Origin of the sequence: Kitasatospora sp. NPDC057965, assembly GCF_042887135.1 — a bacterium.
Taxonomy (GTDB): Bacteria; Actinomycetota; Actinomycetes; order Streptomycetales; family Streptomycetaceae; genus Kitasatospora.
Genome location: NZ_JBHVPZ010000048.1, coordinates 14,805 through 40,707, shown reverse-complemented (window position 1 = coordinate 40,707; position 25,903 = coordinate 14,805). Strand labels below are relative to the sequence as shown.

The following is a 25,903-nucleotide window of genomic DNA, read 5'->3' as shown; positions in this document are numbered from 1 at the left end:
GCGCCCGCCACCCGCACCCCGGGTGGCGGGCGCCGCCGCGTGGCGGGTCAGTCCGCCGGCAGGTGCGCGAGCATCCGCTCCATGCCGCCGATCCAGTTGGCCCGCAGCGCCGTGATGGCGCCCGGCAGGTCGTCCGCCAGGAGCCGGCGGGCGATCTCGCAGTGCTCCTCCGACTCACGGGCCACCGGCTCGTCCTCGGCGACGACCAGGTTCTCGTAGCGCCGCATCCCGGCCTTGACCCGGGTGAGCAGGTCCAGCAGCCGTTCGTTGGCGCAGCCGCTGAGCAGCAGGCCGTGCCACTCGTCGTCGCGCCGGTCGACGGTCGAGTGCGCGGCCACCTGGTCGGGGAAGCCCTGGGCGAGGTCCAGCAGCCGGGGCGCGATGGTCCGCAGGTGCTCCGGGTCGGAGGACTCCAGCGCCAGCGCCTCCAGGGCCGCGACGATGGCGACCAGTTCGCGGAACTCCTTGCGGCTGACCGGCGCGAAACGGAAGCCCCGGCCCTGGCTGCTCTCCAGCACGCCCTCGCCCGCCAGCGCGATCAGGGCCTCCCGCAGCGGGGTGCGGCTGACGCCGAGTTCGGCGGCCAGGACGGCCTCGTTGACGTCGGTTCCGGCCGCGAACTCGCCGCGGGTGAGGCGGTCCATCAGCTCGTCGCGGATCTGCTCGCGCAGCGGACGGCGCTCGATCGCCATCGCGTCCCCCTGACTTCCGGATTGAGGCACACCTCTTGACCCCCTCCAGTGTACTGCACTATGCATTTTGAATACAAAATGCGGGACGAGGCGAAGACGGGGTGGCCGACCCCGGGAAAGGGGCATGGCATGGGCCTGACACGGTTACCGGGTCTGCTGTTCGGCGGTGACTACAACCCCGAGCAGTGGCCCGAGGAGGTGTGGCGGGAGGACGTCCGGCTGATGGCCGAGGCCGGCGTCAACCTGGTCACGGTCGCGGTCTTCTCCTGGTCCCGGCTCGAACCCCGGCCCGGCAGTTACGAGTTCGGCTGGCTCGACCGGGTGCTCGACCTGCTCCACGCCCACGGCATCGCCGTCGACCTCGCCACCGCGACCGCCACCCCGCCGCCCTGGCTGGTCCGCGCCCACCCGGAGATCCAGCCGGTCGATGCCGCCGGCACCAGGCTGGAGTTCGGCTCGCGCCAGGGCTACTGCCCCTCCTCACCGGTGTTCCGCGCCGCCACCGTCCGCCTCGCCCGGGCGATGGCCGAGCGCTACCGCGAGCACCCGGCGCTGGCGATGTGGCACATCAGCAACGAGTACGCCGACCACACCGCCGAATGCTTCTGCGCGGAGTCCGCCCGGGACTTCCGCCGCTGGCTCCAGGGCCGCCACCGCTCCCTGGACGGCCTCAACGCCGCCTGGGGGACGTCCTGCTGGGGCCAGCACTACACCGACTGGACGCAGGTCGAGCCGCCCCGCAAGGCCCCGGGCCCGGTCAACCCGGCCCAGCTGCTGGACTGGCGGCGGTTCTCCAGTGACGCGCTGCTCGCCTGCTTCGAGGCCGAGCGCGCCGTCCTCAAGGAGGTCACCCCGGACATCCCGGTGACCACCAACTTCATGAGCGTGCTGCGCGACCTGGACTACTGGACGTGGGCCGCCGCCGAGGACGTCGTCACCGACGACGCCTACCCGGACCCGGCCGACCCGCGCGCCGCGGTGAAGGCCGCGCTCGGCTACGACCTGATGCGCTCGCTGAAGCGGCAGCCCTGGCTGCTCCTGGAGTCCGCGCCGAGCGCCGTCAGCTGGCGCCCGGTCAACGTCCCCAAGGACCCGGGCGTGATGCGCCTGCACAGCCTGCAGGCGCTCGCCCACGGCTCGGACGGCGTGATGTTCTTCCAGTGGCGCCAGGCCAGGTACGGCCCGGAGAAGTTCCACTCGGCGATGCTCCCGCACGGCGGCACCGCCACCCGGCAATGGCGCGAGACGCTCGCCCTCGGCGCGGACGTCCGGCGGCTCGCCGGGGTGGCCGGCACCGGCACCCGGGCGGAGGTCGCGCTGCTGCTCGACTGGGACAGCTGGTGGGGCCTGGAGGCGCCCGAGTCGATGCCCTCCGACCGGCTGCGGCTGCACGAGCTGCTGCTCTCCTGGTACACGCCGCTGCACGCCCGGGGCATCGCCGTCGACCTGGCCCCGCCGGGGCGCGACCTCGCGGGCTACCGGCTGGTGATCGCCCCCAACCTCTATCTCTGCACCGCCGAGCACGCCGCCGCGCTGGCCGGCTTCCCCGGGCGGCTGGTGGTCGGCCCGTTCAGCGGGGTGGTCGACGCTGCCGACCGGGTGCACGAGGGCGGCGCGCCCGGACCGCTGCGCGACCTGCTCGGGGTGCGCGTCGAGGAGTGGCGCCCGCTGCCCGACGGCGTCACCCAGGAGGTCGTCACGGCGGACGGGACCGCGCTGACCGCCCGCACCTGGACCGAGTGGCTGGACACCTCGGAGGCCACCGAGGTCCTGGCCCGCTACCGGGGCGGCCCGCTGGACGGGCGCCCGGCCGTCACCCGGCGCGGCACCGCCACCTATCTCGGCTGCCTGCCCGAGGACCCGGCCCCGCTGCTGGACGGGCTGCTGACCGACGCCGGGATCACCGGCGTCACCGGGCCGGGCCTGCCCGCCGGCGTCGAGGCCTGCCGCCGCGGCCCCTACCTCTTCCTGCTCAACCACGGCGCCGGGCCCGCCACGGTCCCGCTTCCCGTGGAGACCGGCTTCACCGACCTGCTGACCGGCCGTCCGCTGCCCGGCGGCCCGGTGACCGTCGGACCGCGCGACGCCGTGGTCCTGGAACCCCGACCGACGCCCTGAGGAGTGTGCGTGTCCCACCCCTACATCCCCAACGCGGGGCCCGAGACGCGGGCGGCGATGCTCGCCGAGACCGGCGCCCCCGACGTCGCGGAGTTCTACCGCGACATCCCCGCCGACCTGCGCCTGGACCGTCCGCTCGACCTTCCCGAGCCGTTCGCCGACGAGCAGGGCCTGACCCGGCACGTGCGCGGCCTGCTGGCGCGCAACACCGACCCGGCCGCGCTGCTGAGCTTCCTCGGCCACGGCTGCTACCCGCACTACGTTCCCGCCGTCTGCGACGAGGTCAACGGCCGCGGCGAGTTCCTCACCGCCTACGCGGGCGAGCCCTACGAGGACCACGGCCGCTTCCAGGCGCTCTTCGAGTACGTCTCGATGATGGCCGAACTGCTGGAGATGGACGTCGTCAACGTGCCCACCTACGACGGCTACCAGGCCGCCGGCACCGCCCTGCGGATGGCCGCTCGCCGCACCGGCCGGTCCAGGGTGATGGTCGGCGCGGCGATCGCGGCCGACAAGCTCGCCAAGATCCGCGACTACCTCGCCCCGGACGTCGAGGTGCTGCTCGCCCCGGTGGCCGACTCCGGGGAGACGGGCGAGGTGCGGCTGGACGACAGCTTCGCCGCCCTCTACCTGGAGACGCCCACCGTGCACGGCGTCGTCGAGACCCGCGGGCGCGAACTCGCCGACCTGGCGCACGGCGTCGGCGCCCTGCTGGTGGTCGGCACCGACCCGATCACGCTCGGCGTGCTCGCCCCGCCCGCCTCCTGGGGCGCCGACCTGGTCTGCGGGGACATCCAGTCGCTCGGCATGCACCCCCAGTACGGCGGCGGCCAGGCCGGGTTCATCGCGAGCCACGACGACGAGCGGATGGTCGCCGAGTTCCCGTCCCGGCTGTTCGGCATCGCCCCGACCGAGGTCCCCGGCGAGTACGGCTTCGGCGACGTCGCCTACGACCGCACCTCCTTCGCGCTGCGCGAGGAGGGCAAGGAGTGGGTGGGCACCGCCGCCGCCCTGTGGGGCATCACCGCGGGCGTCTACCTGGCGCTGATGGGCCCGCAGGGCATGCGCGAGATCGGCGAGACGATCCTCGCCCGCACCCGGTACGCGATGCGCGCGCTGGCCGCCGCCGGGGCCGTGGTGCGCCACCAGGAGGCCCTGCACTTCCGGGAGTTCGCCATCGAGGTGCCGGACGCCTGGGCGCTGCTCGCCGCCCTGCGCGGGCGCGGCATCCTCGGCGGGGTGCCGCTGGGGCCGCGCGAGGTCCTGGTCTGCGTCACCGAACAGCACTCCGTCGCCGACATCGACACCCTCGCGGCCGCCGTCGCGAAGGCCCTCACCGCTCCCGGAGGCACCGAGTGAGCACGCACGACGCACCCGAACCCTTCGCCGCCCTGCCGGTGGCGCCCAAGCCCGGCCTGCGCCGCTTCCACCAGGCCCGCTGGGACGAGGAGATCGTCTTCGAGCTGTCCCGCCCCGGCCGGCGCGGCGTGGGCGTGCCCGCCCCGGACGCGCCCCTCGTCGAGCTGCCCGAGGGCGTCGCCCGCCGCACCCCGCCCGCGCTGCCCGAGCTCTCCCAGAACCAGGTGGTCCGGCACTACCTGCGGCTCTCCCAGGAGACCCTCGGCGCCGACCTCAACATCGACGTCGGCCAGGGCACCTGCACCATGAAGTACAGCCCCAAGGTCAACGACTCCTTCGCCCGCGACCCGCGCGTGGCCGCCCTGCACCCGCTGCAGCCCGAGTCCACCGTGCAGGGCGTGCTGGAGATCTACTGGCGGCTGGAGCAGATCCTCAAGGAGATCTCCGGCATGGCCCGGGTCTCGTTGCAGCCCGGCGCCGGCTCCGCCGCGATCTACGCCAACATCGCGATGATCCGCGCCTACCACGCCGCCCGCGGCGAGGGGGAGCGGCGCGACCAGGTGATCACCACGATGTTCTCCCACCCCTCCAACGCGGCCTGCGCCAAGGTCGCCGGCTACGAGGTGATCACCCTCATGCCGGACGCCGAGGGCAACCCCGACATCGAGGCGCTGCGCGCGGCCGTCGGCCCGCGCACGGCCGCGCTGCTGATCACCAACCCGGAGGACACCGGGATCTTCAACCCGCGGATCCGCGCGTTCGTCGACCTGGTGCACGCGGCGGGCGGCCTGGCCTGCTACGACCAGGCCAACGCCAACGGCATCCTGGGCATCACCCGGGCCCGGGACGCGGGCTTCGACCTGTGCCACTTCAACCTGCACAAGACCTTCTCCACCCCGCACGCCTGCGGCGGACCGGCGGCCGGGGCGTGCGGCGTCTCCGAGGCGCTGGTGCCGTTCCTGCCCGGGCCGGTGGTCGACCGGGCGGGCGAGTCCTTCACGCTCACCGCCCCGGAGCGCTCGGTCGGCAAGATCCGGCCCTTCCTCGGCGTCACGCCCAACGTGGTGCGCGCCTACGCCTGGGTGATGGCGCTCGGCGCCGAGGGCCTGCGCGAGGTCGCCGAGACGGCCGTGCTCAACAACAACTACCTGCTGGCCAAGGTCGCCCGGATCCCCGGCGCCTCCGTGCCGTGGGCCGAACGCCGCCGGGTCGAGCAGGTCCGCTACTCCTGGCAGCGGCTCACCGAGGAGACCGGCGTGCACTCGGAGGAGATCGGCGTCCGGGCGGCGGACTTCGGCGTGCACTACTGGACCAGCCACCACCCCTACGTGGTGCCCGAGCCGTTCACCCTGGAGCCGACCGAGTCCTACTCCCGGGAGGACCTCGACGAGTACGCGGCGATCCTCGCCCACGTCGCCGACGAGGCCCGCAAGGACCCGGAGTCCGTCCGCGGCGCACCCTACCGGCAGACCGTGCACCGGATCGACCCGGCGACGCTGGACGACCCGGCGCAGTGGGCGCCCAGCTGGCGCGCGTACCTGCGCAAGCACGGCGCGAAGCGGCCCGGATGATCGTCGGCCTGATCGTGAACCCGGTCGCGGGCCTCGGCGGCGCCGTCGCCCTCAAGGGCAGCGACGGCCCGGAGGTCCAGGCCAGGGCGCTCGCGCTGGGCGCCGTCCCGCGGGCCAGGGCGCGCGCCGCCGCGGCGCTGCGCGCCCTGCGCGCCCGCCGCCCGGAGGTCCTGGTGCGCACCGTGGCCGGGCCGATGGGGGAGGAGAGCGCGCTCGCGGCGGGCGTCCGGTACCAACTCGCCCACCGGCCGCCAGCATCGGACACGGGCGCGGCCGACACCCGGGCGGCGGTCGCGGCGCTCGGCGTGGTGGACCTGCTGCTGTTCGCGGGCGGTGACGGCACGGCGCGCGACGTCCTGGACGCCGGGCCGCGCCCGCCGGTGCTCGGTGTGCCGGCCGGGGTGAAGGTCTACTCGGGCTGCTTCGCGGTGAGCCCGGCCGCGGCGGGCGCGGGCGCCGCCGCCTTCGACGGGCGGACCGTCGAGGCGGAGGTCGTCGACCTCGACGAGGAGGCGCACCGCGCGGGCGGCCTCGGCGTCCGGCTGTACGGGACCGTGCGGGTGCCGGCCGGGCGGGTGCGGCTGAGCGGGCGCAAGACCGGCTCCTCGGCGGCGCCGCCGGGCTCGGCGGAGTCCATCGCCCGGGCGGTGGTGGCGGCCATGCGGCCCGGCACCGCGTACGCGCTCGGGCCCGGCGCGACCACCCTGGCCGTCGGGCGGGCGCTCGGCCTGGAGCTGACGCCGCTGGGTGTGGACGTCGTGCGGGACGGCGCCGTGCTCGCCCGGGACGTCACGGAGCAGCGGCTGCTCACCCTTGCCATGTCACAGGTGACGCACGGCGTGCTGTCGGTGATCGGCGGCCAGGGCTTCGTGATCGGGCGCGGCAACCAGCAGTTCAGCCCCCGGGTGCTGGACGCGCTCGCCGGGGTCACCGTGCTCGCCACCCAGCAGAAGCTCGCCGCGCTCGGCGGGCGGCCGCTGCTGGTGGACAGCGGCGACCCGGTGGCCGACGCCGCGCTCGCCGGCCACGTCCGGGTGGTCACCGGACACCGTGAATCCGTGCTGTACCGCATCCAGTCGGCAAGTGAGGAGCTCCCATGAACAGCACCAACGGCACCACCTCCGGTACCACCCTGCGCGACAAGGTCGCCGTCGTCACCGGCGGCGCCTCCGGCATCGGCCGGGCCACCGCCCGGCTGTTCGCCGCCGAGGGCGCGGCGGTGGTGGTCGCCGACCTCGCGGACGCGGGCGAGGTCGTCCGCGAGATCGAGGCGGCCGGCGGCCGGGCGGTCGCGGTGCGCGCCGACGTCTCCTCGGAGACCGACTGCGAACGGATCGTCACCATCGCCGTCGAGACCTACGGCGCCCTGCACGTCCTGTTCAACAACGCCGGCATCATCCGCCGTCAGACGGCGCTGGAGATCTCCGCCGAGGACTGGGACCGGGTGATGGCCGTCAACGTCCGCTCGGTCTACCTGATGTGCCGCTTCGCCGTCCCGGCGATGACGCGGGGCGGCTCGATCATCAACACCGGCTCCGGCTGGGGGTTGAAGGGCGGTGGCAACGCGCTCTCCTACTGCGCCTCCAAGGCCGCGGTCGTCAACATGACCCGGGCCCTGGCGATCGACCACGCCGCCGCGGGCATCCGGGTCAACTCGGTCAACCCGGGCGACACCATGACGCCGATGCTCCGCGACGAGGCGCGCCAGCTCCGGGAGGAATGGGCGGTCTTCGAGAAGGACGCCGCCGACCGGCCGATGGGCCGGGCCGGCTCGCCCGAGGAGATCGCCGCCGCCGTGCTGTTCCTGGCCGGTGACGCCAGCAGCTACATGACCGGCTCCGCCCTCGTCGTCGACGGCGGCGGCCTCGCCTGACCCGCGCACCCGTCGTCCCCCCACCCCCGTCCCCGCACCAAAGCCCAGGAGGCACCCGTTGTCCGCTTTCACGAGAAGGTCAGCCCTGGTCGCCGCGGCGATCGCCCTGACCACCGTTTCCGCCTGCAGTGGCAGCGGCGCCGGGGGCGTCGCCGGCGGCGGTGACCCGGCCGACGGCGGCAAGGTCACCCTGCGCTGGTCCACCTGGGGCTCGGCCGAGGACACGGCGGTCTTCAAGGCCTTCACCGACGAGTTCGCCAAGAAGCACCCGAACATCACCCTCAAGCTGGAGCAGGTCGCCTCCTACGAGGACTACCACCCCAAACTGCTCACCCAGCTGACCTCGAAGACCGCCCCCGACGTCCTCTACGTCGGCGACGACTACATCGGCAAGCTGGTCGCCGACGGCGTGCTCGCCCCGCTGGACGAGCGGCTCGCCGGACCGGACAGCCGCAGCAGGCCCGAGGACTTCTTCGAGGGCATCTACGGCGGCGCCAAGAAGGACGGCGTCACCTACGGCGTCCCCAACGACACCAACCCCGAGGTCCTCTGGTTCGACCGGAAGGCGCTCGCCGCCGCCGGCATCACCGAGGACCCGGCCGCGCTCAACGAGGCCGGCCAGTGGACGATGGCCAAGTTCCAGGAGATGAACGCCAGGCTCAAGGCCGCGGACCGGACCGGCACGATCTTCTGGAACTGGTACGGCGCCAACTACAGCATGGTCAACGGCTTCGGCGGCAAGGTCTGGGACGGCGGGAAGTTCGTCGCGACCACCGACCCGAGGACCCGCCAGGCGCTGAAGACCCTCGCCGACGGCTACCGGGACAAGACCTTCGTCTCCGCCGACCTGCTGCCCGAGGGCAACGGCGCGGCCACCCAGTTCATCAAGCACCGGGCCGGCTTCTACGCGGGCGGCCGCTGGGTGATCGAGGGCATCGACAAGGGCGGCGACCGCGACGGCTACGACATCGTGCCGTTCCCCTCCGAGTCCGGCCGGCCGATCCCGGGCGCCGTCGCCGCCTCCTACCTGACCGTCAACAAGGACAGCAAGCACCCCAAGGAGGCCTTCACGTTCCTGACCGAGTTCGTCAGCAAGGAGGGCCAGCAGCTGCGGCTCAAGGGCGGCAGCGCGGTGCCGTCCGTGCGGGGCGCCGAGAACCTGGTGACCGACGGCAACTACCCGCCGCACGCCCGGACCTTCCTGGACGTGCGCGACCGGGGTTTCGCCAACTATCCGGACGAGGTCGCCGTCCCCGGTCTGACCAAGGCGATCAACGACCAGCTGATGAAGATCTGGGAGGGCAAGGTCGGCTTCGACGAGGGCCTGAGCCGGCTGCAGACCCTCGTCGACGGCATGAAGGGCACGCAGGGATGAGCGCCGTCACCCAGGCGACCGCCCGGCGGCGGCGCAAGCGCTCCGCCGCCGGGCAGGCCCCCGCCGTCCCCGCCGCCCCCGCCTCGCGCGGCGGCCGCGAGCCGCTCTGGCGCCGCCGCGACCGCCGCTGGGCGCTGCTCTTCCTCGCCCCCCAATTGCTCGGGCTGCTGGTCTTCCTGGTCGGCCCGCTCGGCTTCGCCGTCGTGCTGTCCTTCATGCGCTGGGACGGCCTCGGCGACGCCACCTGGGTCGGCCTGGACAACTTCCGCGCCCAGCTGACCGACCCCGAGTTCGGCCGCGCCGTGTGGAACACCCTCAAGATCGCCCTGATCACCGTGCCCGGCGGCCTCGCCCTCGCCCTGCTGATCGCCCTCGCCCTGCACGGCGTGCGCGGGCGCACCGCCTACCGGGTGGTCTACTTCCTGCCCGTCGTCACCAGCTCGGTCGCGGTCTCGGTGATCTGGCAGATGATCCTCGGCGGCGGCACCGACGGCATCGTGAACGGCACCGTCCACGACCTGTTCGGCCTCACCCTGCCGGACTGGCTGGCCGACCCGGACTGGGTGGTGGTCGCCGTGGCGGTGGTGACGATCTGGTCCTCGCTCGGGCTCAACGTCGTCATCTTCCTGGCCGGCCTCGCCACCATCCCCGCCAACCTGCTGGAGGCCGCGCGGATCGACGGCGCCGGGCCGTGGCAGACCCTGCGCTCGGTCACCCTGCCGCTGCTGTCGCCCACCGTCTTCTTCACCGTGGTGGTGTCGGTGATCAGCTCGTTCCAGGCCTTCGACCTCGTCTACGTCCTGGTCAACCCGGACCACAACGAGGGCGCCCAGACCATCGTCTACAAGGTCTACCAGCAGGGCTTCCGGGAGTTCCACTTCGGCCTGTCCAGCGCCGCCGCGCTGCTCCTGCTGCTGCTCACCCTGATCGTCACGGCGGTCCAGTTCCAGGCGCAGAAGCGCCTGGTCCACTACGAGTCCTGAGGCGCCGCCATGACCGTCCGCCGCACCACCGCCCCCCGGCAGCTGCTCCTGCACACCGGGCTCGTCCTCGGCGGCCTGCTGATGCTGTTCCCGTTCGTCTGGATGGTGCTGACCTCCTTCAAGGGCGTCGGCCAGATGATCAACGAGCCGCTGTCCTGGCTGCCCTCGCCCTGGCGCACCCGCAACTACCCCGACGTGCTGCGCGAAGTGCCGATCGGGCGGGCCTACTGGAACAGCATGTACATCGCGGCGATCACCGTCGCCGCCACCCTGTTCACCGGGGCGATGGCCGCCTACGCCTTCGCCCGCATCCCGTTCCGCGGCTCCGGACCGCTGTTCGGCCTCTTCCTGGCCACCCAGATGGTCCCCGCCCAGGTCACCATCGTGCCGCTGTACATCATGCTGGCCAAGCTCCAGCTGATCGACTCCCACCTGGCGCTGATCCTGCCCGCGATCGCCAACCCCTTCGCGGTCTTCCTGCTGCGCCAGTTCATCAGAGCCGTCCCGGTCGAACTGGAGGAGGCCGCCCGGATCGACGGCGCCGGCCGCTGGACGATCTTCTGGCGGATCGTCCTGCCCAACATCCGGCCCGGCCTGTGGACGCTCGGCATCATCGTCTTCCTGGCCAGCTGGAACAGCTACTTCTTCCCGCTGGTGTTCCTCAACTCCTCGGAGCTGTTCACCGTCCCGCTGCTGCTCGACTCCTTCAACTCCCAGCGCGGCGGCATCGACTACGGACTCACCGCGGCGCTCTCCGTGATGACCGTGGTGCCGATGCTGATCGCCTTCCTGATCGGGCAGCGCAGGATCCTCGACAGCATGGCCTCCTCGGGCCTGGGAGGGCGCTGATGTCCGCGCTGCCCCGGGTCGAACTCGACCTCGTCGAAAGGCCGTTCACCGAACGCGGCGCCCACCTGCTGGTCACCGCGGAACCGGGGCGGGACGGCGGCCTGCGGATCGCCCGGGCCGAGTACGAGACCCCGCTCGCCGCCACCACCGAACTCACCGGGCTGCGGGTGAGCGACGCCGCCGGGCGCCCGCTGCCCGTCGTCCGGGTCACGCCCGTCGAGGTCGCCTTCGCCGGCGGGGTGTCGCTGCTGTTCGCGGACCCCGCCACCCTGGTGCTCGCCGGGCACGGCGCGCGGGCGTCCTGGCGGCTGCCGGACGGCACCGGGCGCACCCTCGCGCTCGACGGCTGCCATGTGCTGGCCGGCCCGCCGGGGCAGTGGTCCGCCCCCTCCGTACGGGCCGCCGCCGAGGCCCGCTGGGCCGACTGGTTCGCCCGGATGCCGGCCGTGCGCCCCGACCTCGCCGAGCGCGCCCGGATGGCCTGGTGGACGCTGGCCGTCAACCTGCTGCCGATCGCCGGGCGGGAGGGCCTCGTCCCGTCCAAGTACGGCTACGTCGGCGTCTGGAACTGGGACGCCCTGTTCCACGCCGTCGCGCTGCGCCACGGCGACCCGGCGCTCGCCCGCGACCAGATCCTGCTCGTCCTGGACCACCAGCTGCCCGACGGCCGGCTGCCCGACGTGGTGCACCGGCACGGCGTGCTCGCCGACACCACCGACCTGCCGCGCGCCGACCACGCCCGCCTCGCGGAGCACGTCGGCAGCGCCAACGGCGCGCGCCCCGAGCGCGCGCCGGTCCCGGTCACCAAACCGCCCCTGGCCGCCTGGGCCGTCTGGAAGGTCCACGAGACCGACCCGGACCGCCCCTTCCTCGCCGCCGCCTACCCGCGGCTGGTCCGCGCCCACGCGTGGTGGTTCACCGCCTCCGACCCGGACGGCGACGGCCTGCCCGAGTACCTGCACCCCTACTCCTCCGGCCTGGACGACAGTCCGGTCTGGGACCACGGGCCGCGCGCCGAGCCCCCCGACCTCAACTCCTACCTCGTCCTGGAGGCCGACCGGCTGGCCGACATCGCGGCCGCCCTCGGCCGCCGGGCCGAGGCCGCCCGCTGGCGCGAACGGGCCGCCGCCCACGCCCGGCTGCTGGTCGACCGGCGCTGGGACGGCGCCCGCTTCACCACCCTGGCGGGCGGATCGCCGGTGTCCGCGCGCACCGCGCTCGACCTGATGCCGCTGTTCAGCGGCCGGCTGCCGGCCGGGATCGCCGCCGCCCTGGAGCGGACCCTGCGCTCACCCTCCTACTGGGGTGAGCGGCCGGTGCCGACCGTGGCCTTCGACGACCCCGCCTTCGACCCGGAGGCGATGTGGCGCGGCCCGGTCTGGCTCAACGTCAACTATCTGCTGTCCGAGGGCCTGGACCGCTCCGGCTTCCCGGGGACGGCCGCCGAGCTGCGCGAGCGCACCCTCGCCATGGTCCGGGACGGGGGCGGCCTCTACGAGTACTGGAACCCGCTGACCGGCGCCCGCGCGCGCCGGGCGACCTCCGGCTTCGGCTGGTCCGCGGCGCTCTTCCTGGACCTCGCCAGGATCGTCGGATAGTACGACTGTCCCTTTCTCCCTTCATCGCCTGACGTACCGTCACTACCCTTTCCCCCCGGACGGAGGCCCACCACCACAGAGATGGAGCACCGACCGTGCGAACCTCACTCAGGACCACCCTCGTCGTCCTCCTGGCCACCCTGCTCGCCGCCGCCGCGGCACTGACCGCCGCCGCCCCGGCCGGCGCCGTCGTCGGCGGCACGGCGGCGGGCGCCGGCCAGACCCCCTACCTCGTCTCCCTGGCGCGCGGCTCGCACTTCTGCGGCGGCGCCGTCCTCGACCCGAGCACGATCGTCACCGCCGCCCACTGCGTCAGAGGCGTGAGCGCCGACGCCCTGACCGTGCGCGCGGGCAGCCTCCAGCACGCCTCCGGCGGCGTCCGCGCCAAGGCCGCGTCCGTCCTGCCGCACCCCTCCTACGACCCGGCGACGCTCGACTACGACCTCGCCCTGGTCCGCCTCGCGACCCCGCTCGGCGGCAGCGGCGTCGCCGCGGTCCCGCTGCCGGCCCAGGGCAGCGATCCGGCCGCCGGCGGCGCCCAGGTCTCCGGCTGGGGCGCGACCGTCCAGGACGGCCCGCTGTCCGCGTCCGCGCGCATCGTCGCCGTCCCCCTCATCACCCGCGACAAGTGCCGCACCGAGTACGGGACCGCCAACGTCACCGACCGGATGATCTGCGCCGGGGAGGACGCCGGCGGCAAGGACGCCTGCCAGGGCGACAGCGGCGGCCCGCTCGTCGCCGGCGGCGTCCTGGTCGGCGTGGTCTCCTGGGGCCTGGGCTGCGGCCGCCCCGGCCACGCCGGCGTCTACACCCGGATCGGCGCGCTGCGCTCCTGGATCGACTCCCACCGCAGCGGCGGCTGACCCGCCCGGAAACCCGTTGCGCGGGCGGCGGAGGGCCGGTGATGATCCGTGGCATGAGCGCCGATCCCGTCCTGCACCCCTACCCCAAGATCTCGGCGCGCGGCGGCGTCGCCGCCTCCGGCGCCCGCGGCTGGGTCGCGGCGGAGAAGGTGCACGGCGCGCACTTCGCCGTCGTCTGCGACCGGGAGGGCGTGCGGCCCGCGAAGCGGCGCGAACTCCTCGGCGACGACGCGCTCGACGACTTCTTCGGCGTCAGCCGGATCTGGCCCGCGCTCGCCGTCGCGGCGGCCCGCCTCGCGGCGGCGGTGCGCGAGAGCTCCGGCCCCGCCGCCGTGGTGACCGTCTACGGCGAACTCGCCGGCGGCGGCTACCCGCACCCGGAGGTGCCCGCCGTCGACGGCGTCCAGCCGGTGCAGACCGGTGTCTGGTACGCGCCGGGGCTGCACTGGCTGCCCTTCGACGCCACCGCGGAGACCGCCGACGGCCGGTGCTGGCTCGCCGACCGCGACCTGCGCGAGGCCGCGACCGCCGCCGGGCTGACCTGCGTCCCCGCCCTCGGCCACGGCGCCCTGACCGCGCTCCAGGACCTGCCCGCCACCTTCCCCAGCCGCGTCCCCGCCCTGCTCGGCCTGCCCGAGCTGCCCGGCAACCTCGCCGAGGGCTACGTCCTCAAGCCGGCCGGGCCCTGGGCGCCCGAGGCCGGGCCCCGGCCGCTGCTGAAGGTCAAGCAGCCGGCCTTCGCCGAGGACGAGCGCTTCGACGGCGCCCGCCCCTACTTGCCGCCACCGGACGGCGCGGCCGGCGTCCCCGCCTGGCTCCTCGTCCAGGCCGCCGCCCTGCTCACCCCCACCCGCGCGGCCGCCGCCGTCAGCAAGCTCGGCCCCCGCACCCCGCCGGACGCCGTCGCCGCCGAGATCGCCCACGACGTCGCCGCCGAACTCGCCGAAGCCCTCGGCGGCCTCCCCGCCCCCACCCGTCTCGCCCTCCGGCACGCCCTCACCCCGGCCGCCACCACCCTCGCCCACTTCGACGCCGAGGACCGCCGCACCACCTGAGCCGAACCGCCTGGGCCGCACCGCCTGGGCCGGGGCGCCTGGGCCGCACCGCCTGGGCCGGGGCGCCGCTCGCCGGGCCCGTGGGTGCTCAGGGCAGCAGGACGACCTGGCCCGCGTAGTTGAGGCCGGCGCCGAAGCCGACCAGCAGGGCGGTGTCGCCCGGACCGGTCGCGCCGGTCTCCAGCAGCGCCTCCAGGGCCAGCGGCACCGAGGCCGAGGAGGTGTTCCCGGTGCGGGCGACGTCGTAGGAGACGGCCGTGTCCGGGCCCAGCCCCAGCCGTTCCGCCATCAGGTCGATCATCCGGGCGTTGGACTGGTGCGGCACGAACACGTCCAGCTCCCCGGGCGCCACCCCGGCGCCGTCCAGCGCCCGGCGCGCCCCGGGGCAGACCTCCTCCATCGCCCAGCGGAACACCCGCCGGCCGTCCATCCGCAGCCAGGGCCGTTGCGTCGTGCCGGGCGCGCCGGCGTAGGCGTCCCAGCCGCGCGACATCCGCAGCGAGTCGAAGTACCGGCCGTTGGCGGCCCGCGACACCGGCCCGATCCCGGGCCGGTCCGCCGGACCGACCACGGCCGCGCCGGCGCCGTCGGCGAACAGGAAGGCCATCGAGTCGTCCGTCGGGTCGACGATGTCGGTCATCCGCTCGGCGCCCACCACCAGCACGTGCCCGGCGCTGCCGGAGCCGATCGAGTCGGCGGCCAGCGCCAGCGCGTGGCAGAAGCCCGCGCAGGCGGCCGAGAGGTCGATCCCGGTGGCGCCGTCCGCGCCCAGCTCATGGGCGATCCGCACGGCGGTCGGCGGGGTCATCAGCATGTTGGAGGTGCTCGCCAGCAGCACCAGGTCGATGTCGGCGGGCCGCACCCCGGCCCGGGCCAGCGCCTTCTCCGCGGCGGCCGCGCCCATCACCGCCAGGGTCTCCTCCGGCCCGGCGAACCGGCGTTCCACGATGCCGCTGCGGCCCGTGATCCACTCCTCCGGGTGCCCGATCATCCGGCCCAGTTCGGCGTTGCCGACCACCCGGTGCGGCCGGTACCCGCCGACCCCGAGCAGCCGGCTGTGGCCCGCGGGCGCGGCCCGCAGCCCCTCCGGCCGCGGCCGCCCGGGCCGTCCCGCGCCCCGCCCCGTCCCCTGCTCGGCCATCGTCGACTCCCCTTCACGCGGCTCGCGTCGGAACTCCGCGGCCAGCCTCCCGACCGGCCCTGGAACCCGGCTGGAGCCCTGCCCCCCGGCCACTGTCCAGCGCGGCTCGACCGCAGCCCCAGCCGGGGCGCCGACCGTGGCGGTGTTCACCGAACGGAAGGAAACGGAAACCCCATGGCTGGCTTCACGCTCACCGACTTCCAGCAGATCGTGGCGAAGTGCTTCGAGGGCACCGACGGCGGCGAGCTCGACGCGGCCTCGGTCGACAGCGAGTTCGGCGACCTCGGCTTCGACTCCATCGTGGTCTACGAGATCGCGGTCCGGATCCAGGACGACTACGACGTCGCCATCCCCGACGAGGACCTCGACGACCTGAAGACGCCGGCCGCCTTCATCGCGTACGTCGACGCCCGCGTCCCCGCCGCGAACTGACGGGTGCCGAAGGCCGACGGAAGGAAGGAGGACCGGTTGTGAACCGAAGCGTCGCCATCACCGGGATCGGTGTGGTCGCACCCGGCGGGATCGGCCGCAAGGCGTTCTGGGACCTGCTCGTCTCCGGGCGCACCGCCACCAGGACCATCTCGCTCTTCGACCCCGCCCGCTTCCGCTCGCGGGTGGCGGCCGAGGTGGACTTCGACCCCGCCCTGCACGGACTGACCCCCCGGGAGGTTCGGCGGCTCGACCGGGCGGCCCAGTTCGCCGTGGTCAGCGCCCGCGAGTGCATCGCCGACAGCGGACTGGAGTTCGCCGCGCTGGACCCGCACCGGGTCGGCGTCAGCGTCGGCAGTGCCGTCGGCGGCACGACCACCCTGGAACAGGAGTACCTGGTCCTCAGCGACAGCGGCCGGAACTGGGAGGTCGACGGCGCCTACCTGTCGCCGCACCTGTACGACGCCTTCGTACCCAGCTCGCTGGCGGCCGAGGTGGCCTGGACGGTCGGTGCCGAGGGCCCGGCCACCGTGGTCTCCACCGGCTGCACCTCGGGGCTGGACGCCGTCGGCCACGCCCGCGACCTGATCGCCGAGGGCAGCGCGGACATCATGCTGGCCGGCGCCGCGGACACCCCGATCTCGCCGATCGCCGTCGCCTGCTTCGACGCCGTGCGCGCCACCTCGGCGCGCAACGACGACCCGGCCCACGCCTCGCGTCCCTTCGACCGGGGCCGCGACGGGTTCGTGATCGCCGAGGGCGCCGCGATGTTCGTCCTGGAGGAGCTGGGGCACGCCCGGGCCCGCGGCGCGCACGTCTACGGGCTGCTCTCCGGGTACGCCACGCGCTGCAACGCCTACCACATGACCGGGCTGAAGAAGGACGGCCGGGAGATGGCCGAGGCGATCCGGTACGCGCTGGCCGAGGCGGGCCGGGCACCCGAGGCGGTCGACTACGTCAACGCCCACGGCTCCGGCACCAAGCAGAACGACCGGCACGAGACGACGGCCTTCAAGCTGGCGCTCGGCGACCACGCCTACCGGGTCCCGGTCAGCTCGATCAAGTCGATGGTCGGCCACTCGCTGGGCGCGATCGGCTCCATCGAGATCGCCGCCTGCGCGCTGGCGATGGAGTACGGGGCCGTCCCGCCCACCGCCAACCTGCACGAGCGCGACCCCGAGTGCGACCTCGACTACGTGCCCAACGAGGCCCGGGAGGCCCGGCTGGACACCGTGGTGTCGGTCGGCAGCGGCTTCGGCGGCTTCCAGAGCGCGATGGTGCTGACCCGGGCGGACGCGGCATGAGCGGCCCGGACACCCGAGCGGCCGTCGCCACCGGCCCGGCGGCCGGCGCCGCGAGCGCGCCGGACACCGCCGTGGTCACCGGCATCGGCGTGGCCGCGCCCAACGGCCTCGGCACCGAGGCCTGGTGGGCGGCGACCCTGCGCGGCGAGAGCGGGATCCGCCCGATCACCGCCTACGACGCCTCCCGGTACCCGGTGCGCCTGGCCGGGCTGATCCCCGACTTCGACGCCGCCGCCCACCTGCCGGGCCGGCTGCTGCCGCAGACCGACCGGGTCACCCGGCTCGCGGTCGCCGCCGCCGACTGGGCGCTCGCCGACGCCGGGGCCGACCCGGCCGCACTGCCCGAGTACGGCATGGGCGTGGTCACCTCCAACGCCACCGGCGGTTTCGAGTTCACCCACCGCGAGGCGCGCAAGCTGTGGACCAAGGGCCCCCAGCACGTCAGCGTCTACGAGTCCTTCGCCTGGTTCTACGCCGCCAACACCGGCCAGATCTCCATCCGGCACGGCATGCGCGGCCCGAGCAGCGTCCTGGTGGCCGACCAGGCGGGCGGCCTGGACGCGCTCGGCCACGCCCGGCGCACCCTGCGCCGGGGCGGCGCGCTGGTGGTGAGCGGCGGCGTGGAGTCCGCCTTCGACCCCTGGGGGCTGCTCGCCCACCTGTCCGGCGGCGGGGTCTCCCTGGTCGCCGACCCGGAGCGGGCGTACCTGCCCTTCGACACCGAGGCCGCCGGCCACGTGCCCGGCGAGGGCGGTGCCGTCCTGATCGTGGAGAGCGGCACGGCCGCCGCCGCGCGCGGCGCCCACCAGGTGTACGGCGAGATCGCCGGCTACGCGGCGACCTTCGACCCGGCGCCCGGCTCCGGCCGCCCGCCCGGGCTGGAGCGGGCCGCCCGGCTCGCGCTCGCCGACGCCGGCCTGGCCACCGACGACATCGACGTGGTGTTCGCCGACGCCGCCGGCGTCCGCGAGCGCGACGACGCCGAGGCGGCGGCCATCGAGGCGCTGTTCGGCCCGTACGGCGTCCCGGTGAGCGTGCCCAAGACGCTCACCGGCCGGCTCACCGGCGGCGGCCCGCCGCTGGACACCGCCGCCGCCCTGCTGGCGATCCGCGACGGCGTGCTGCCGGCCGCGCGGATCGGCCGGCCGGTGCCCGGCCACCGGCTCGACCTGGTGCGCGGCGAACCGCGCCCGGCCCGGGTGCGCGCCGCGCTGGTGCTGGCCCGCGGCCACGGCGGCTTCAACTCCGCCCTCGTGGTGCGCGCCCCCGCCCCGGACGCCCCCCGGGCGACCCGCCAACCCGACCCCGACCCCTCCCGGGAGGACCGGCCATGAGCCGCCTGACCTTCGACGACCTGCGCGGCATCCTCGCCGAGTGCGCGGGCGAGGACGAGCAGACCCGCATCGACCCCGAGGCCCTGGACCTGCCGTTCACCGACCTCGGCTACGACTCGCTGGCCCTGCTGGAGACGGCCGCGGTGATCGCCCGCCGCTACGGCGCCGACCTCGCCGACGAGGTGGTGGCCGCGGTGGAGACCCCGCGCCAGCTGCTCGACCTGGTGAACAGCGCGACGGCCGAAGCGGCCTGAGCGAACGCCCACCCATTTCGCGTTCGAGAGAGGAGCGCCGGCATGGCGCAGCAGCAGCGCGGAGCGGCCCTGGTCACCGGGGCCACCCGGGGCATCGGCCGGGCCGTCGTCGAGACCCTGGCCCGGCGCGGCCACCCCGTCTTCCTCGCCGCCCGGGACGCCGGGCAGGTCGCCGCCACCGTGGGGGAACTGCGCGAGCAGGGCCTGACGGCGGACGGCGCCGCCTGCGACGTGCGGTCGCGCGAGGAGGTGCGGGCCTGGGTCGCGGCCGCCGTCGAGCGGTACGGCCCGGTGGAGGTGCTGGTGAACAACGCCGGCCGGGGCGGCGGCGGAGTCACCGCCGACCTGCCCGACGAGACCTGGTACGACGTCATCGACACCAACCTCAACAGCGTCTTCCTGGTCACCCGGGAGGTGCTCACCACCGGCCGGATGCGCGAGCGGGCGAGCGGGCGGATCATCAGCATCGCCTCCACCGGCGGCAAGCAGGGTGTGCTCTACGGGGCGCCGTACTCCGCCTCCAAGCACGGCGTGGTCGGGTTCACCAAGGCGCTCGGCCTGGAGCTCGCCAAGAGCGGCATCACCGTCAACGCGGTCTGCCCCGGCTACGTCGAGACCCCGATGGCCGAGGGCGTGCGCCAGGGCTTCGCCGCGCTGTGGGGCGTCACCGAGCAGGAGGTGCTGGAGCGGTTCCTCGCCAAGATCCCGCTGGGCCGCTACACCGACCCGGCCGAGGTCGCCGCCTTCGTCGGCTACCTGGTCAGTGACGAGGCCGCGCCGATCACCGCCCAGGCGCTCAACATCTGCGGCGGCCTGGGCAATTACTAGGGGATTTCCGCGAACTCCCGCCTGCCGCCCCCGACCACGGACGACCCCTGCGACGGAGAGAGCCATGACCACACCACCGCCCACACCACCGCCCGCACCACCGCTGCGCCGCACCGCCGAGCACACCGCCGACCTCCGGGCCCCCGCCGACCGGGCGTTCCGGCTGATCGCCGACGTCACCCGCTGGCCGCTGCTCTTCCCGCCCTGCGTCGCCGCCGACGTGCTGGAGTCCGACCTCGACTCCGAACGGATCCGGCTGTGGGCCGTCGTGGGCGAGGAGGTGCGCAGCTGGACGTCGCTGCGCACCCTCGACCGCGAACGGCTGCGGATCGACTTCCGCCAGGAGACCCCGAGCCCCCCGGTCACCTGGATGGGCGGCCACTGGGAGTTCGCGCGCGGGGCCGACGGCGAGAGCACCACCCGGCTGGTGCTCGGCCACGAGTGGGCCACCGCCGGCGCGCCCGAGCAGTCCGAGCTGATCGCCCGGGCCCTGGACGGCAACAGCGGGCAGGAGATCGGCGCCGTCCGCTCCTGGGCCGAAGGTCCGGAACCGCTGGAGGAGTTGGTCTTCTCCTTCGAGGACCGGGTGGAGGTGGCCGGCCCGCCCGAGGCGGTCTACGACGTCCTGTACCGGGCCGACCTGTGGCCGGACCGGCTGCCGCACGTGGCGGCCGTCGAGCTGGACACCGCCGCCGCGACGCCGGTCACCGGCGGGGCCGAGGTCCAGTGGCTGACCATGGACACCCGCGCCGACGACGGCTCGGAGCACCGGACCCGCTCGGTGCGGCTCTGCTTCCCGCACCGGCGGATCGTCTACAAGCAGACCACCCCGCCGGCCGGCCTGCTCGGCCACAGCGGTGAGTGGATCCTCCGTCCCCACGGTGCGGGCACCGCCGTCACCGCCGTGCACCGGGTGGCCCTCGACGCGGCGGCCCTGCCCCGGCTGTTCGGCCCCGAGCCCGACCTCGCGGCCGTGCGGGCACGGGTGCGGGCGGCGCTCGGCGGCAACAGCCTGCGCACGCTGGAGTGGGCGCGCTCCTTCGTCGCGGACGCCTCGGCCGCCGCCTCCGGGGCGTCGCGGTGACCGGGCTGCCCGCGGCGCCCGGTGGTGCCCTGCACGGCAGCGCCCCGGACGGCGACCGGATCCGCGTCCAGGAGGTCGCCGACGGCGTGTTCGCCCACGTCCAGGATCCCGGCGGCTGGTGCCTCAGTAACGCCGGCGTGGTGCTCGGCGGCGGCGAGAGCCTGCTCGTCGACACGGCCGCGACCGAACGGCGGGCGCGCCGGCTGCGCGAGACCCTGACCGGTCTGACCGTCGTCCCGCCCCGGCTGCTGGTGCTCACCCACTTCCACGGCGACCACGTCTTCGGCGCCGGGGTCGCGGCGCCGGAGGCGGCGGTGGTCGCCCACGAGAACGCCCGCCGCGAGATGGCCGAAGCCGGCCTCGGCCTCACCGGGCTCTGGCCCGCCGTCGACTGGGGCCGCGTCGAGGTGCGGCTGCCCCAGCTCACCTACCGGGACCGGCTCGCCGTGCACATCGGCGAACGGCCCGTCGAACTCCTGCACTTCGGGCCCGCGCACACCACCGGGGACACCCTGGTCTGGCTGCCGGAGGACGGCGTGCTGTTCGCCGGGGACGTGCTGCTCTCCGGCTGCACGCCCTTCCTGCTGATGGGCTCGGTGCGCGGCACCCTGCGCACCCTGGACCGGCTGCGCGAACTCGCCCCGCGGACGGTCGTCCCGGGCCACGGGCCGGTCGCCGGACCGGAACTGCTGGACGAGACGGCCGCCTACCTGGAGTGGCTGCTGCGCACCGCCGAGGCGGGCCTGGCCGCCGGGCTGAGCCCGCTGGAGACCGCCCGCGACGCCGGCCCCGGCCCCTTCCCGCACTGGCTGGACGGCGAGCGGGTGGTCGGCAACCTGCACCGTGCGTTCGCCGAGCTGACCGGCGCGGCGGAGGGTGCCGCGCTGGACGTGGTGCGGATCTTCGGGGAGATGGTGGAGCACAACGGAGGGCGTCTGCCCGCCTGCTACGCCTGACGTCCGCCCCCGCCCTCCGCCCGCGCGCACGGCCCCGGCCCCTTCCGGCCGGGGCCGTGCGCGCGTCAGACCGGCACGCCCGTGCGGCGGGTGCGGGTGCGGGCGGCCGGTGGGCGGACCCAGGTGTCGAGGACGGCGGCGGAGAACAGGCCCAGCCCCCGGGCGCGGGCCCGGGCCAGGTCGGCGGGGGTGTCGACGTCCAGCCGCAGACCCGGTCCGGCGGCGAGCACCGGCTCCCCGGCTCCGGCCGCCCGCCCGAACGCCGGGACCAGTTCGGCGGCCCGCAGTGCCGTCACCACCGTGGTGCCCGCGCCGGTGTGGTCGGCGACCCTGGTCCGGCGGTGGCGCCGCGCCCGGGCCAACAGCTCCGCCAGCTCCTCGGACCGCAGGGTGGGCAGGTCGGAGGCGAGCACGGCCACCGGGCTGTCCGGGGCGAGCGCCGAGGCCCCGGCGAGGGCGGCCGCGTCCGGCCCGGCCGCCCGCTCCTCCGGCACCGCCGCCGCCCCGAGGGTGTGCGCCTGCCGGGCGGCCAGCGGATCGCCGGTCACCACCAGCACCAGCCCGACCCCGGGCGTGGCCCGCACCGCCCGCAGCGTGTCCAGATAGAACGCGTGCGCCAACTCGGCATGGTGGCGCCCACTGTGCCGGGCCAGCCGCTGCTTGGCCACCCCGAAGGGCCGCACCGGCAGCACCACCGACCAGAGCACGTTCTCCCGATACGGCTCAGCTGTCATACCCCCCACCGTCCACCCGCCCTCTGGAGCCCCCCTGCACCCCCGCTGGAGCACCGGCCCCGGGGCCGCGGACGCCCTCGGGTTGTTTCGGCGGCCCGGGTCGGCGTCCTCGTCCGGTCCGGCGATGCGCCGACGCGGGGACGGTGCGGGCCGTTGGCCCGGAGCGGGCCGGCGAGCTGCGGGGTGGGCCGTCCGTCGTCCGCTGTCCGCTGTCCGCGACGCTCCCGCCACCGCCTCCTCGGGTGGTTGCCGTTCTTCTCGCGGCCGCGGTGACGGTGGTCGCCGGTCACACGGCTCGGGTCTCGCGGACCGGGGTCAGGCGTGGCGGTGCGGGGTGGTGGCTCGGGTCGCGGTGGGCCGGGGTGTCCGCCGGCCGCGCGTGGGGCTCGCCGCCCCGGGTCAGGGCCGGTGGGGCAGACGGGCGAGGGCGGCGCGGAAGGCGGTGAGGTCGGCGGGCGTGCCGGTGTGCAGGGGGGCGGCGAGGAGCGGGGCGACGACGGTGGCGCCGGAGCGGACGGCGGGGTGGTGGCGGGCGGGGGTGGAGAGGCTGCGGTCGGGGCTCGCGTCCAGCAGGAGCAGTCCGGGGCTGGTGCCGGAGCGGTCGAGCAGGGCCGACAGCGCGGGCCACCAGCGGACCGGGCGGGCGAGTTGGCCGGCCCAGAACCGCGGGTCGCGGGCCTCCTCGGGGCGGACCTCGGCGGTGGTGCACGCGGAGAGCACGGTGGTGCGCGGCGGTCGCGGGCCGAGTCCGGCGAGCGCCGTGCCGAAGCGGTGGGCCGCGGGTGCCAGGGCGGGGGAGTGGAAGGCGTGGCCGGAGCGCAGGGCGCGGACGGTGTGGCCGGCGGCGCGCAGCCGCTCCGCGGTGGCGGCGAGGGCGGCGGACGGGCCGGCGAGCACGGTCTGCCGGGGGCCGTTGACGGCCGCGAGGGCGACGCCGGGGCCGAGCCGGGCCGGCAGGTCGGCGGGGGCGGCGGCGACGGCGAGCATCCCGCCGCGGGTGCCCGGGTCGAGGTCGCCGCTGCGGGCGTCGACGAGGACGGCCAGCCGGTCGGCGGGGAAGACGTCGGCGAGCGCCGCGGCGGCCAGCTCGCCGACGCTGTGCCCGAGCAGCAGCGCGGGCGGGCCCGCGGCGGCCTCGACGGCCCGGCCGAGCGCGTGGCCGACGGCCAGCAGCAGCGGCTGGGCGGTCGCGGCGTCGTCCATCGCCGGGTCGGGGGCGGGCCGCAGCCAGGCCTCGCGCAACCGCTCGCCGCGCGCGCCGAGGGCGGCGAACGACCGGTCCAGGTGTGCGGTGAAGACCGGTTCGCCGCCGTACAGGCCGGCGGCCATGCGTTCGCGTTGGGCGCCCTGGCCGGGAAGCAGCAGGACGGTCCGGCGGTACTCGGTCATCGTCGTCTCCGGTGGGTCGTCATGGGTCATGGGTCACGGGTCATGGGGCGTCGGCCGTCGGCCGCTGGTCGTCGTCGGGAGCGTGCGGGGGGTGCCTTGACCCGGGGTGGACCGGGGCTCAAGCCAGAATCCTGTCCGCGCCGCGAGGGTGACGGCGTGACGGACGTGCTGTTCCATGACGACTTCCGCGCCGGGTTCGACACCGACGCGCTCTGGCAGGCCGGTGGCGACGGGGTCGCCGCCACCTCGGCGGACGGCCTGGCGGTGCGCTCCTCGGGCACCGACCCGGTCACCGGCGAGCCGGTCTTCACGGCCACCCGCTCGCCGGACGCGCCCGGCGGCGGCCGCGGCGACCACCTGAAGTGGACGGCCCTGGTGCGGCACGCCGCCCGCTCCGGGCTGCCGGGGTTCGACCTGCCGGCCGGGGGCACGCTGACGGTGGGCGCGGTGCTGTCCGCACGTTTTCCGGGCACCGGCCGGCACCCGTTCGGCGCGGCGGTCGCCGACCCGGCGGCCGACCCGCGGCTGGCGGCGGCAGGCCTGGTGGCCACCGACCCGGTGAGCCGGACGGTCTTCGACTTCCTGCTCACCGACACCCGGGTGTACGCGCTCTACGAGTGCCTGCCGCCGCGTCCCGGCGCCGACCCGGCCGACCCGGCCGCCCCGCCCCGCGCCGCGTTCAGCCACGCGGTGCCGGTGGCCGAGCGGACACCCGGGGCCTGGCACCGCTGCGCCGTCCGGGTGGACCGCTCCGGCACCCGGGTGACCTGGCTGCTGGACGATGCGCAGGTGCTGGCGGTGGACCGGATCGGCCACCTGCTGCCGGGGCGCCGGCACCTGCTGCTGGACCACGGCGGCGAGCCGGGGGAGCCGCTGCGGCTCGGCCAACTGGCCGCCGGGCTGGCGGTGCTGACGCTGCTGGACGGCGCGGGCCCGGACGGGCGCGCCCTGGTGCGGCTGGACGCCGAGCCCGGCCACTACGCCGACGTGCGGGCCGGTGCCCCGGTGCCGCAGGCCTTCGTCGACGAGCACAGCCGCCCGGAGAGCCGACTGTTCGGCGCCGGAGCCGAGTTGAGGGTGCGTGAGCTGACGGTGCGGGCGAGCGCGTGACCGGGCGCGCGGGTGCGGCCGGGTGTTGACAGGCACCGGCGGCCCCGTTAGCTTACCTTTGCTTTCAAAGCAAACGATTGGAGCGCCCTCATGAGCTGGAACGAACGGATCATCAAGGAGTTCCGGGAGAACAACGGGAAGGTGGGCGGCATGTTCGACGGCGCCCCGATGGTGGTCCTCACCACCGCCGGCCGCCGTACGGGCAAGCCGCACACCAACCCGGCGATCTACCTGCGGGACGGCGGCCGCTACCTGGTGTTCGCCTCCAACCTCGGCAGCCCGGAGCACCCCGACTGGTACCACAACCTGGTGGCCTCGCCCCAGGTCACCATGGAGATCGGCACCGACGAGGGACAGGTGAAGCCCTTCGCCACCCGCGCCGTCGTCCTGGAGGGCGAGGAACGCGACCGGCTGTACGAGCTGCAGAGCACCATCAGCCCCGCGTTCCGCGAGTACCAGGAGAAGACCACCCGGGTCATCCCCGTGGTCGCCCTGCACCCGCTGGACCTCTCCACCGACAACGAGCGCAACAAGATGATCGGCCGCCAGCTGATCATCCACCACAACGAGCTGCGCACCGAGCTCGCCGAGGTCCGCGCCGCCGTCGAGGCCGCGCTCGACGGCGAGGGCGCCCCCCGTCCGGCCGCCGACCTGACCCGGCAGCTGCACCGCCGCTGCCTGACGTTCTGCTACGGACTGCAGATGCACCACACCCGCGAGGACGGCTCCTTCACCGCCTTCGAGCGGCAGTTCCCGCACCTCGCGCCCGCCATCACCCGGCTGCGCGAGGAGCACAAGGTGGTCGAGCAGGCGCTCGCCCGCCTGGAGGAGGTGCTGGAGCGCGGCCTCGCGGCCGAGGGCGGCGACGTCGCCGAACTCCGGGCGGAGCTCGACCGGGCCATCAACGGCCTGGAGGAGCACTTCGCCTACGAGGAGGAGCACCTGCTGCCGGCGCTGGACGTGTCCCGTCCATCCTGACCGGGCCCCGGGCTGGCCGGGGCCCC

The 25,903-nt window shown here is 75.2% G+C and carries 24 protein-coding genes; 20 read left to right on the top strand and 4 right to left on the bottom strand.

Annotated features, from left to right (window positions below):
• Nucleotides 1-47: 47 nt before the first annotated feature.
• Entirely contained in the window at nt 48-692 is a 645-nt protein-coding gene (locus ACFVVU_RS37030) for a GntR family transcriptional regulator (RefSeq protein WP_380686076.1), read from the bottom strand.
• A gap of 129 nt (nt 693-821) precedes the next feature.
• On the opposite strand from ACFVVU_RS37030, the gene ACFVVU_RS37025 reads away from it, so the two are divergent.
• From ACFVVU_RS37025 to ACFVVU_RS36975, 11 genes are all read left to right on the top strand, one after another.
• A complete protein-coding gene (locus tag ACFVVU_RS37025; RefSeq protein WP_387794184.1) occupies nt 822-2,810 on the top strand; it encodes a beta-galactosidase in 1,989 nt (662 codons plus the stop codon).
• A 9-nt stretch (nt 2,811-2,819) separates the two neighbouring features.
• Nucleotides 2,820-4,169, top strand: a complete 1,350-nt coding sequence (gene gcvPA / locus ACFVVU_RS37020; protein ID WP_387794183.1) for an aminomethyl-transferring glycine dehydrogenase subunit GcvPA — start codon at nt 2,820-2,822, stop codon at nt 4,167-4,169.
• The gene (gene gcvPB / locus ACFVVU_RS37015) at nt 4,166-5,740 is read left to right on the top strand and encodes an aminomethyl-transferring glycine dehydrogenase subunit GcvPB (protein WP_380686070.1); all 1,575 of its coding nucleotides are present in this window, start codon (nt 4,166-4,168) and stop codon (nt 5,738-5,740) included. Before gcvPA ends, gcvPB begins: the two co-directional genes overlap by 4 nt.
• Nucleotides 5,737-6,840, top strand: coding sequence for an ATP-NAD kinase family protein (locus ACFVVU_RS37010; RefSeq protein WP_387794182.1), 1,104 nt, complete (start codon nt 5,737-5,739; stop codon nt 6,838-6,840). The genes gcvPB and ACFVVU_RS37010 overlap by 4 nt, the downstream gene beginning before the upstream one ends.
• Nucleotides 6,837-7,613: an SDR family NAD(P)-dependent oxidoreductase gene (locus tag ACFVVU_RS37005; protein WP_380686066.1), complete on the top strand. Its 777-nt coding sequence runs from the start codon at nt 6,837-6,839 to the stop codon at nt 7,611-7,613. Before ACFVVU_RS37010 ends, ACFVVU_RS37005 begins: the two co-directional genes overlap by 4 nt.
• 58 nt (nt 7,614-7,671) lie before the next feature.
• Nucleotides 7,672-8,988 (top strand): ABC transporter substrate-binding protein, encoded by a 1,317-nt coding sequence (locus ACFVVU_RS37000; RefSeq protein ID WP_380686064.1) that lies wholly within the window; start codon nt 7,672-7,674, stop codon nt 8,986-8,988.
• Nucleotides 8,985-9,971 (top strand): carbohydrate ABC transporter permease, encoded by a 987-nt coding sequence (locus ACFVVU_RS36995; RefSeq protein WP_380715654.1) that lies wholly within the window; start codon nt 8,985-8,987, stop codon nt 9,969-9,971. The genes ACFVVU_RS37000 and ACFVVU_RS36995 overlap by 4 nt, the downstream gene beginning before the upstream one ends.
• A gap of 9 nt (nt 9,972-9,980) precedes the next feature.
• Nucleotides 9,981-10,820, top strand: coding sequence for a carbohydrate ABC transporter permease (locus tag ACFVVU_RS36990; protein ID WP_387794181.1), 840 nt, complete (start codon nt 9,981-9,983; stop codon nt 10,818-10,820).
• Nucleotides 10,820-12,418: an amylo-alpha-1,6-glucosidase gene (locus ACFVVU_RS36985; protein WP_387794180.1), complete on the top strand. Its 1,599-nt coding sequence runs from the start codon at nt 10,820-10,822 to the stop codon at nt 12,416-12,418. The genes ACFVVU_RS36990 and ACFVVU_RS36985 overlap by 1 nt, the downstream gene beginning before the upstream one ends.
• A gap of 95 nt (nt 12,419-12,513) precedes the next feature.
• Nucleotides 12,514-13,281 carry a serine protease gene (locus ACFVVU_RS36980; protein ID WP_380685976.1) on the top strand — a complete coding sequence of 256 codons (768 nt, stop codon included), beginning with the start codon at nt 12,514-12,516 and terminating at the stop codon, nt 13,279-13,281.
• 53 nt (nt 13,282-13,334) lie between these two features.
• Nucleotides 13,335-14,336 carry an RNA ligase family protein gene (locus tag ACFVVU_RS36975; RefSeq protein ID WP_380685974.1) on the top strand — a complete coding sequence of 334 codons (1,002 nt, stop codon included), beginning with the start codon at nt 13,335-13,337 and terminating at the stop codon, nt 14,334-14,336.
• An 88-nt stretch (nt 14,337-14,424) separates the two neighbouring features.
• On the opposite strand, the gene ACFVVU_RS36970 is transcribed toward ACFVVU_RS36975, so the two are convergent.
• Entirely contained in the window at nt 14,425-15,477 is a 1,053-nt protein-coding gene (locus tag ACFVVU_RS36970) for a ketoacyl-ACP synthase III (protein WP_387794179.1), read from the bottom strand.
• Between the two features lie 174 nt (nt 15,478-15,651).
• On the opposite strand from ACFVVU_RS36970, the gene ACFVVU_RS36965 reads away from it, so the two are divergent.
• The 7 genes from ACFVVU_RS36965 to ACFVVU_RS36935 all read left to right on the top strand — a co-directional run bounded on the left by ACFVVU_RS36965 (nt 15,652) and on the right by ACFVVU_RS36935 (nt 21,666).
• On the top strand, nt 15,652-15,909 hold the full coding sequence (locus ACFVVU_RS36965) for an acyl carrier protein (protein WP_380685970.1): 258 nt from the start codon (nt 15,652-15,654) through the stop codon (nt 15,907-15,909).
• Between the two features lie 38 nt (nt 15,910-15,947).
• A complete protein-coding gene (locus tag ACFVVU_RS36960; RefSeq protein WP_380685968.1) occupies nt 15,948-17,210 on the top strand; it encodes a beta-ketoacyl-[acyl-carrier-protein] synthase family protein in 1,263 nt (420 codons plus the stop codon).
• Nucleotides 17,207-18,544: a ketosynthase chain-length factor gene (locus ACFVVU_RS36955; protein ID WP_387794178.1), complete on the top strand. Its 1,338-nt coding sequence runs from the start codon at nt 17,207-17,209 to the stop codon at nt 18,542-18,544. Before ACFVVU_RS36960 ends, ACFVVU_RS36955 begins: the two co-directional genes overlap by 4 nt.
• Entirely contained in the window at nt 18,541-18,798 is a 258-nt protein-coding gene (locus ACFVVU_RS36950; RefSeq protein ID WP_380689529.1) for an acyl carrier protein, read from the top strand. The genes ACFVVU_RS36955 and ACFVVU_RS36950 overlap by 4 nt, the downstream gene beginning before the upstream one ends.
• Nucleotides 18,799-18,840: 42 nt before the next feature.
• Nucleotides 18,841-19,626: an SDR family NAD(P)-dependent oxidoreductase gene (locus tag ACFVVU_RS36945; RefSeq protein WP_380689527.1), complete on the top strand. Its 786-nt coding sequence runs from the start codon at nt 18,841-18,843 to the stop codon at nt 19,624-19,626.
• 64 nt (nt 19,627-19,690) lie between these two features.
• On the top strand, nt 19,691-20,710 hold the full coding sequence (locus ACFVVU_RS36940; protein ID WP_387794177.1) for an aromatase/cyclase: 1,020 nt from the start codon (nt 19,691-19,693) through the stop codon (nt 20,708-20,710).
• Nucleotides 20,711-20,715: 5 nt separating this feature from the next.
• Nucleotides 20,716-21,666, top strand: a complete 951-nt coding sequence (locus ACFVVU_RS36935; protein ID WP_387794185.1) for an MBL fold metallo-hydrolase — start codon at nt 20,716-20,718, stop codon at nt 21,664-21,666.
• A 65-nt stretch (nt 21,667-21,731) separates the two neighbouring features.
• Here ACFVVU_RS36935 and ACFVVU_RS36930 read toward each other — a convergent pair whose 3' ends face one another.
• Together ACFVVU_RS36930 and ACFVVU_RS36925 are read right to left on the bottom strand one after the other, a co-directional pair.
• Complete coding sequence (locus ACFVVU_RS36930; protein ID WP_380688360.1) at nt 21,732-22,400, bottom strand: NTP transferase domain-containing protein; 669 nt, start codon at nt 22,398-22,400, stop codon at nt 21,732-21,734.
• Between the two features lie 399 nt (nt 22,401-22,799).
• Nucleotides 22,800-23,819, bottom strand: a complete 1,020-nt coding sequence (locus tag ACFVVU_RS36925) for an acyltransferase domain-containing protein (protein WP_380688362.1) — start codon at nt 23,817-23,819, stop codon at nt 22,800-22,802.
• A 126-nt stretch (nt 23,820-23,945) separates the two neighbouring features.
• Here ACFVVU_RS36925 and ACFVVU_RS36920 point away from each other — a divergent pair, with 126 nt between their 5' ends.
• Both ACFVVU_RS36920 and ACFVVU_RS36915 read left to right on the top strand, forming a co-directional pair.
• Nucleotides 23,946-24,899 (top strand): DUF6081 family protein, encoded by a 954-nt coding sequence (locus tag ACFVVU_RS36920; protein WP_387794176.1) that lies wholly within the window; start codon nt 23,946-23,948, stop codon nt 24,897-24,899.
• A gap of 90 nt (nt 24,900-24,989) precedes the next feature.
• On the top strand, nt 24,990-25,877 hold the full coding sequence (locus ACFVVU_RS36915) for a nitroreductase/quinone reductase family protein (RefSeq protein ID WP_380688367.1): 888 nt from the start codon (nt 24,990-24,992) through the stop codon (nt 25,875-25,877).
• The last annotated feature ends 26 nt before the right edge of the window (nt 25,878-25,903 follow it).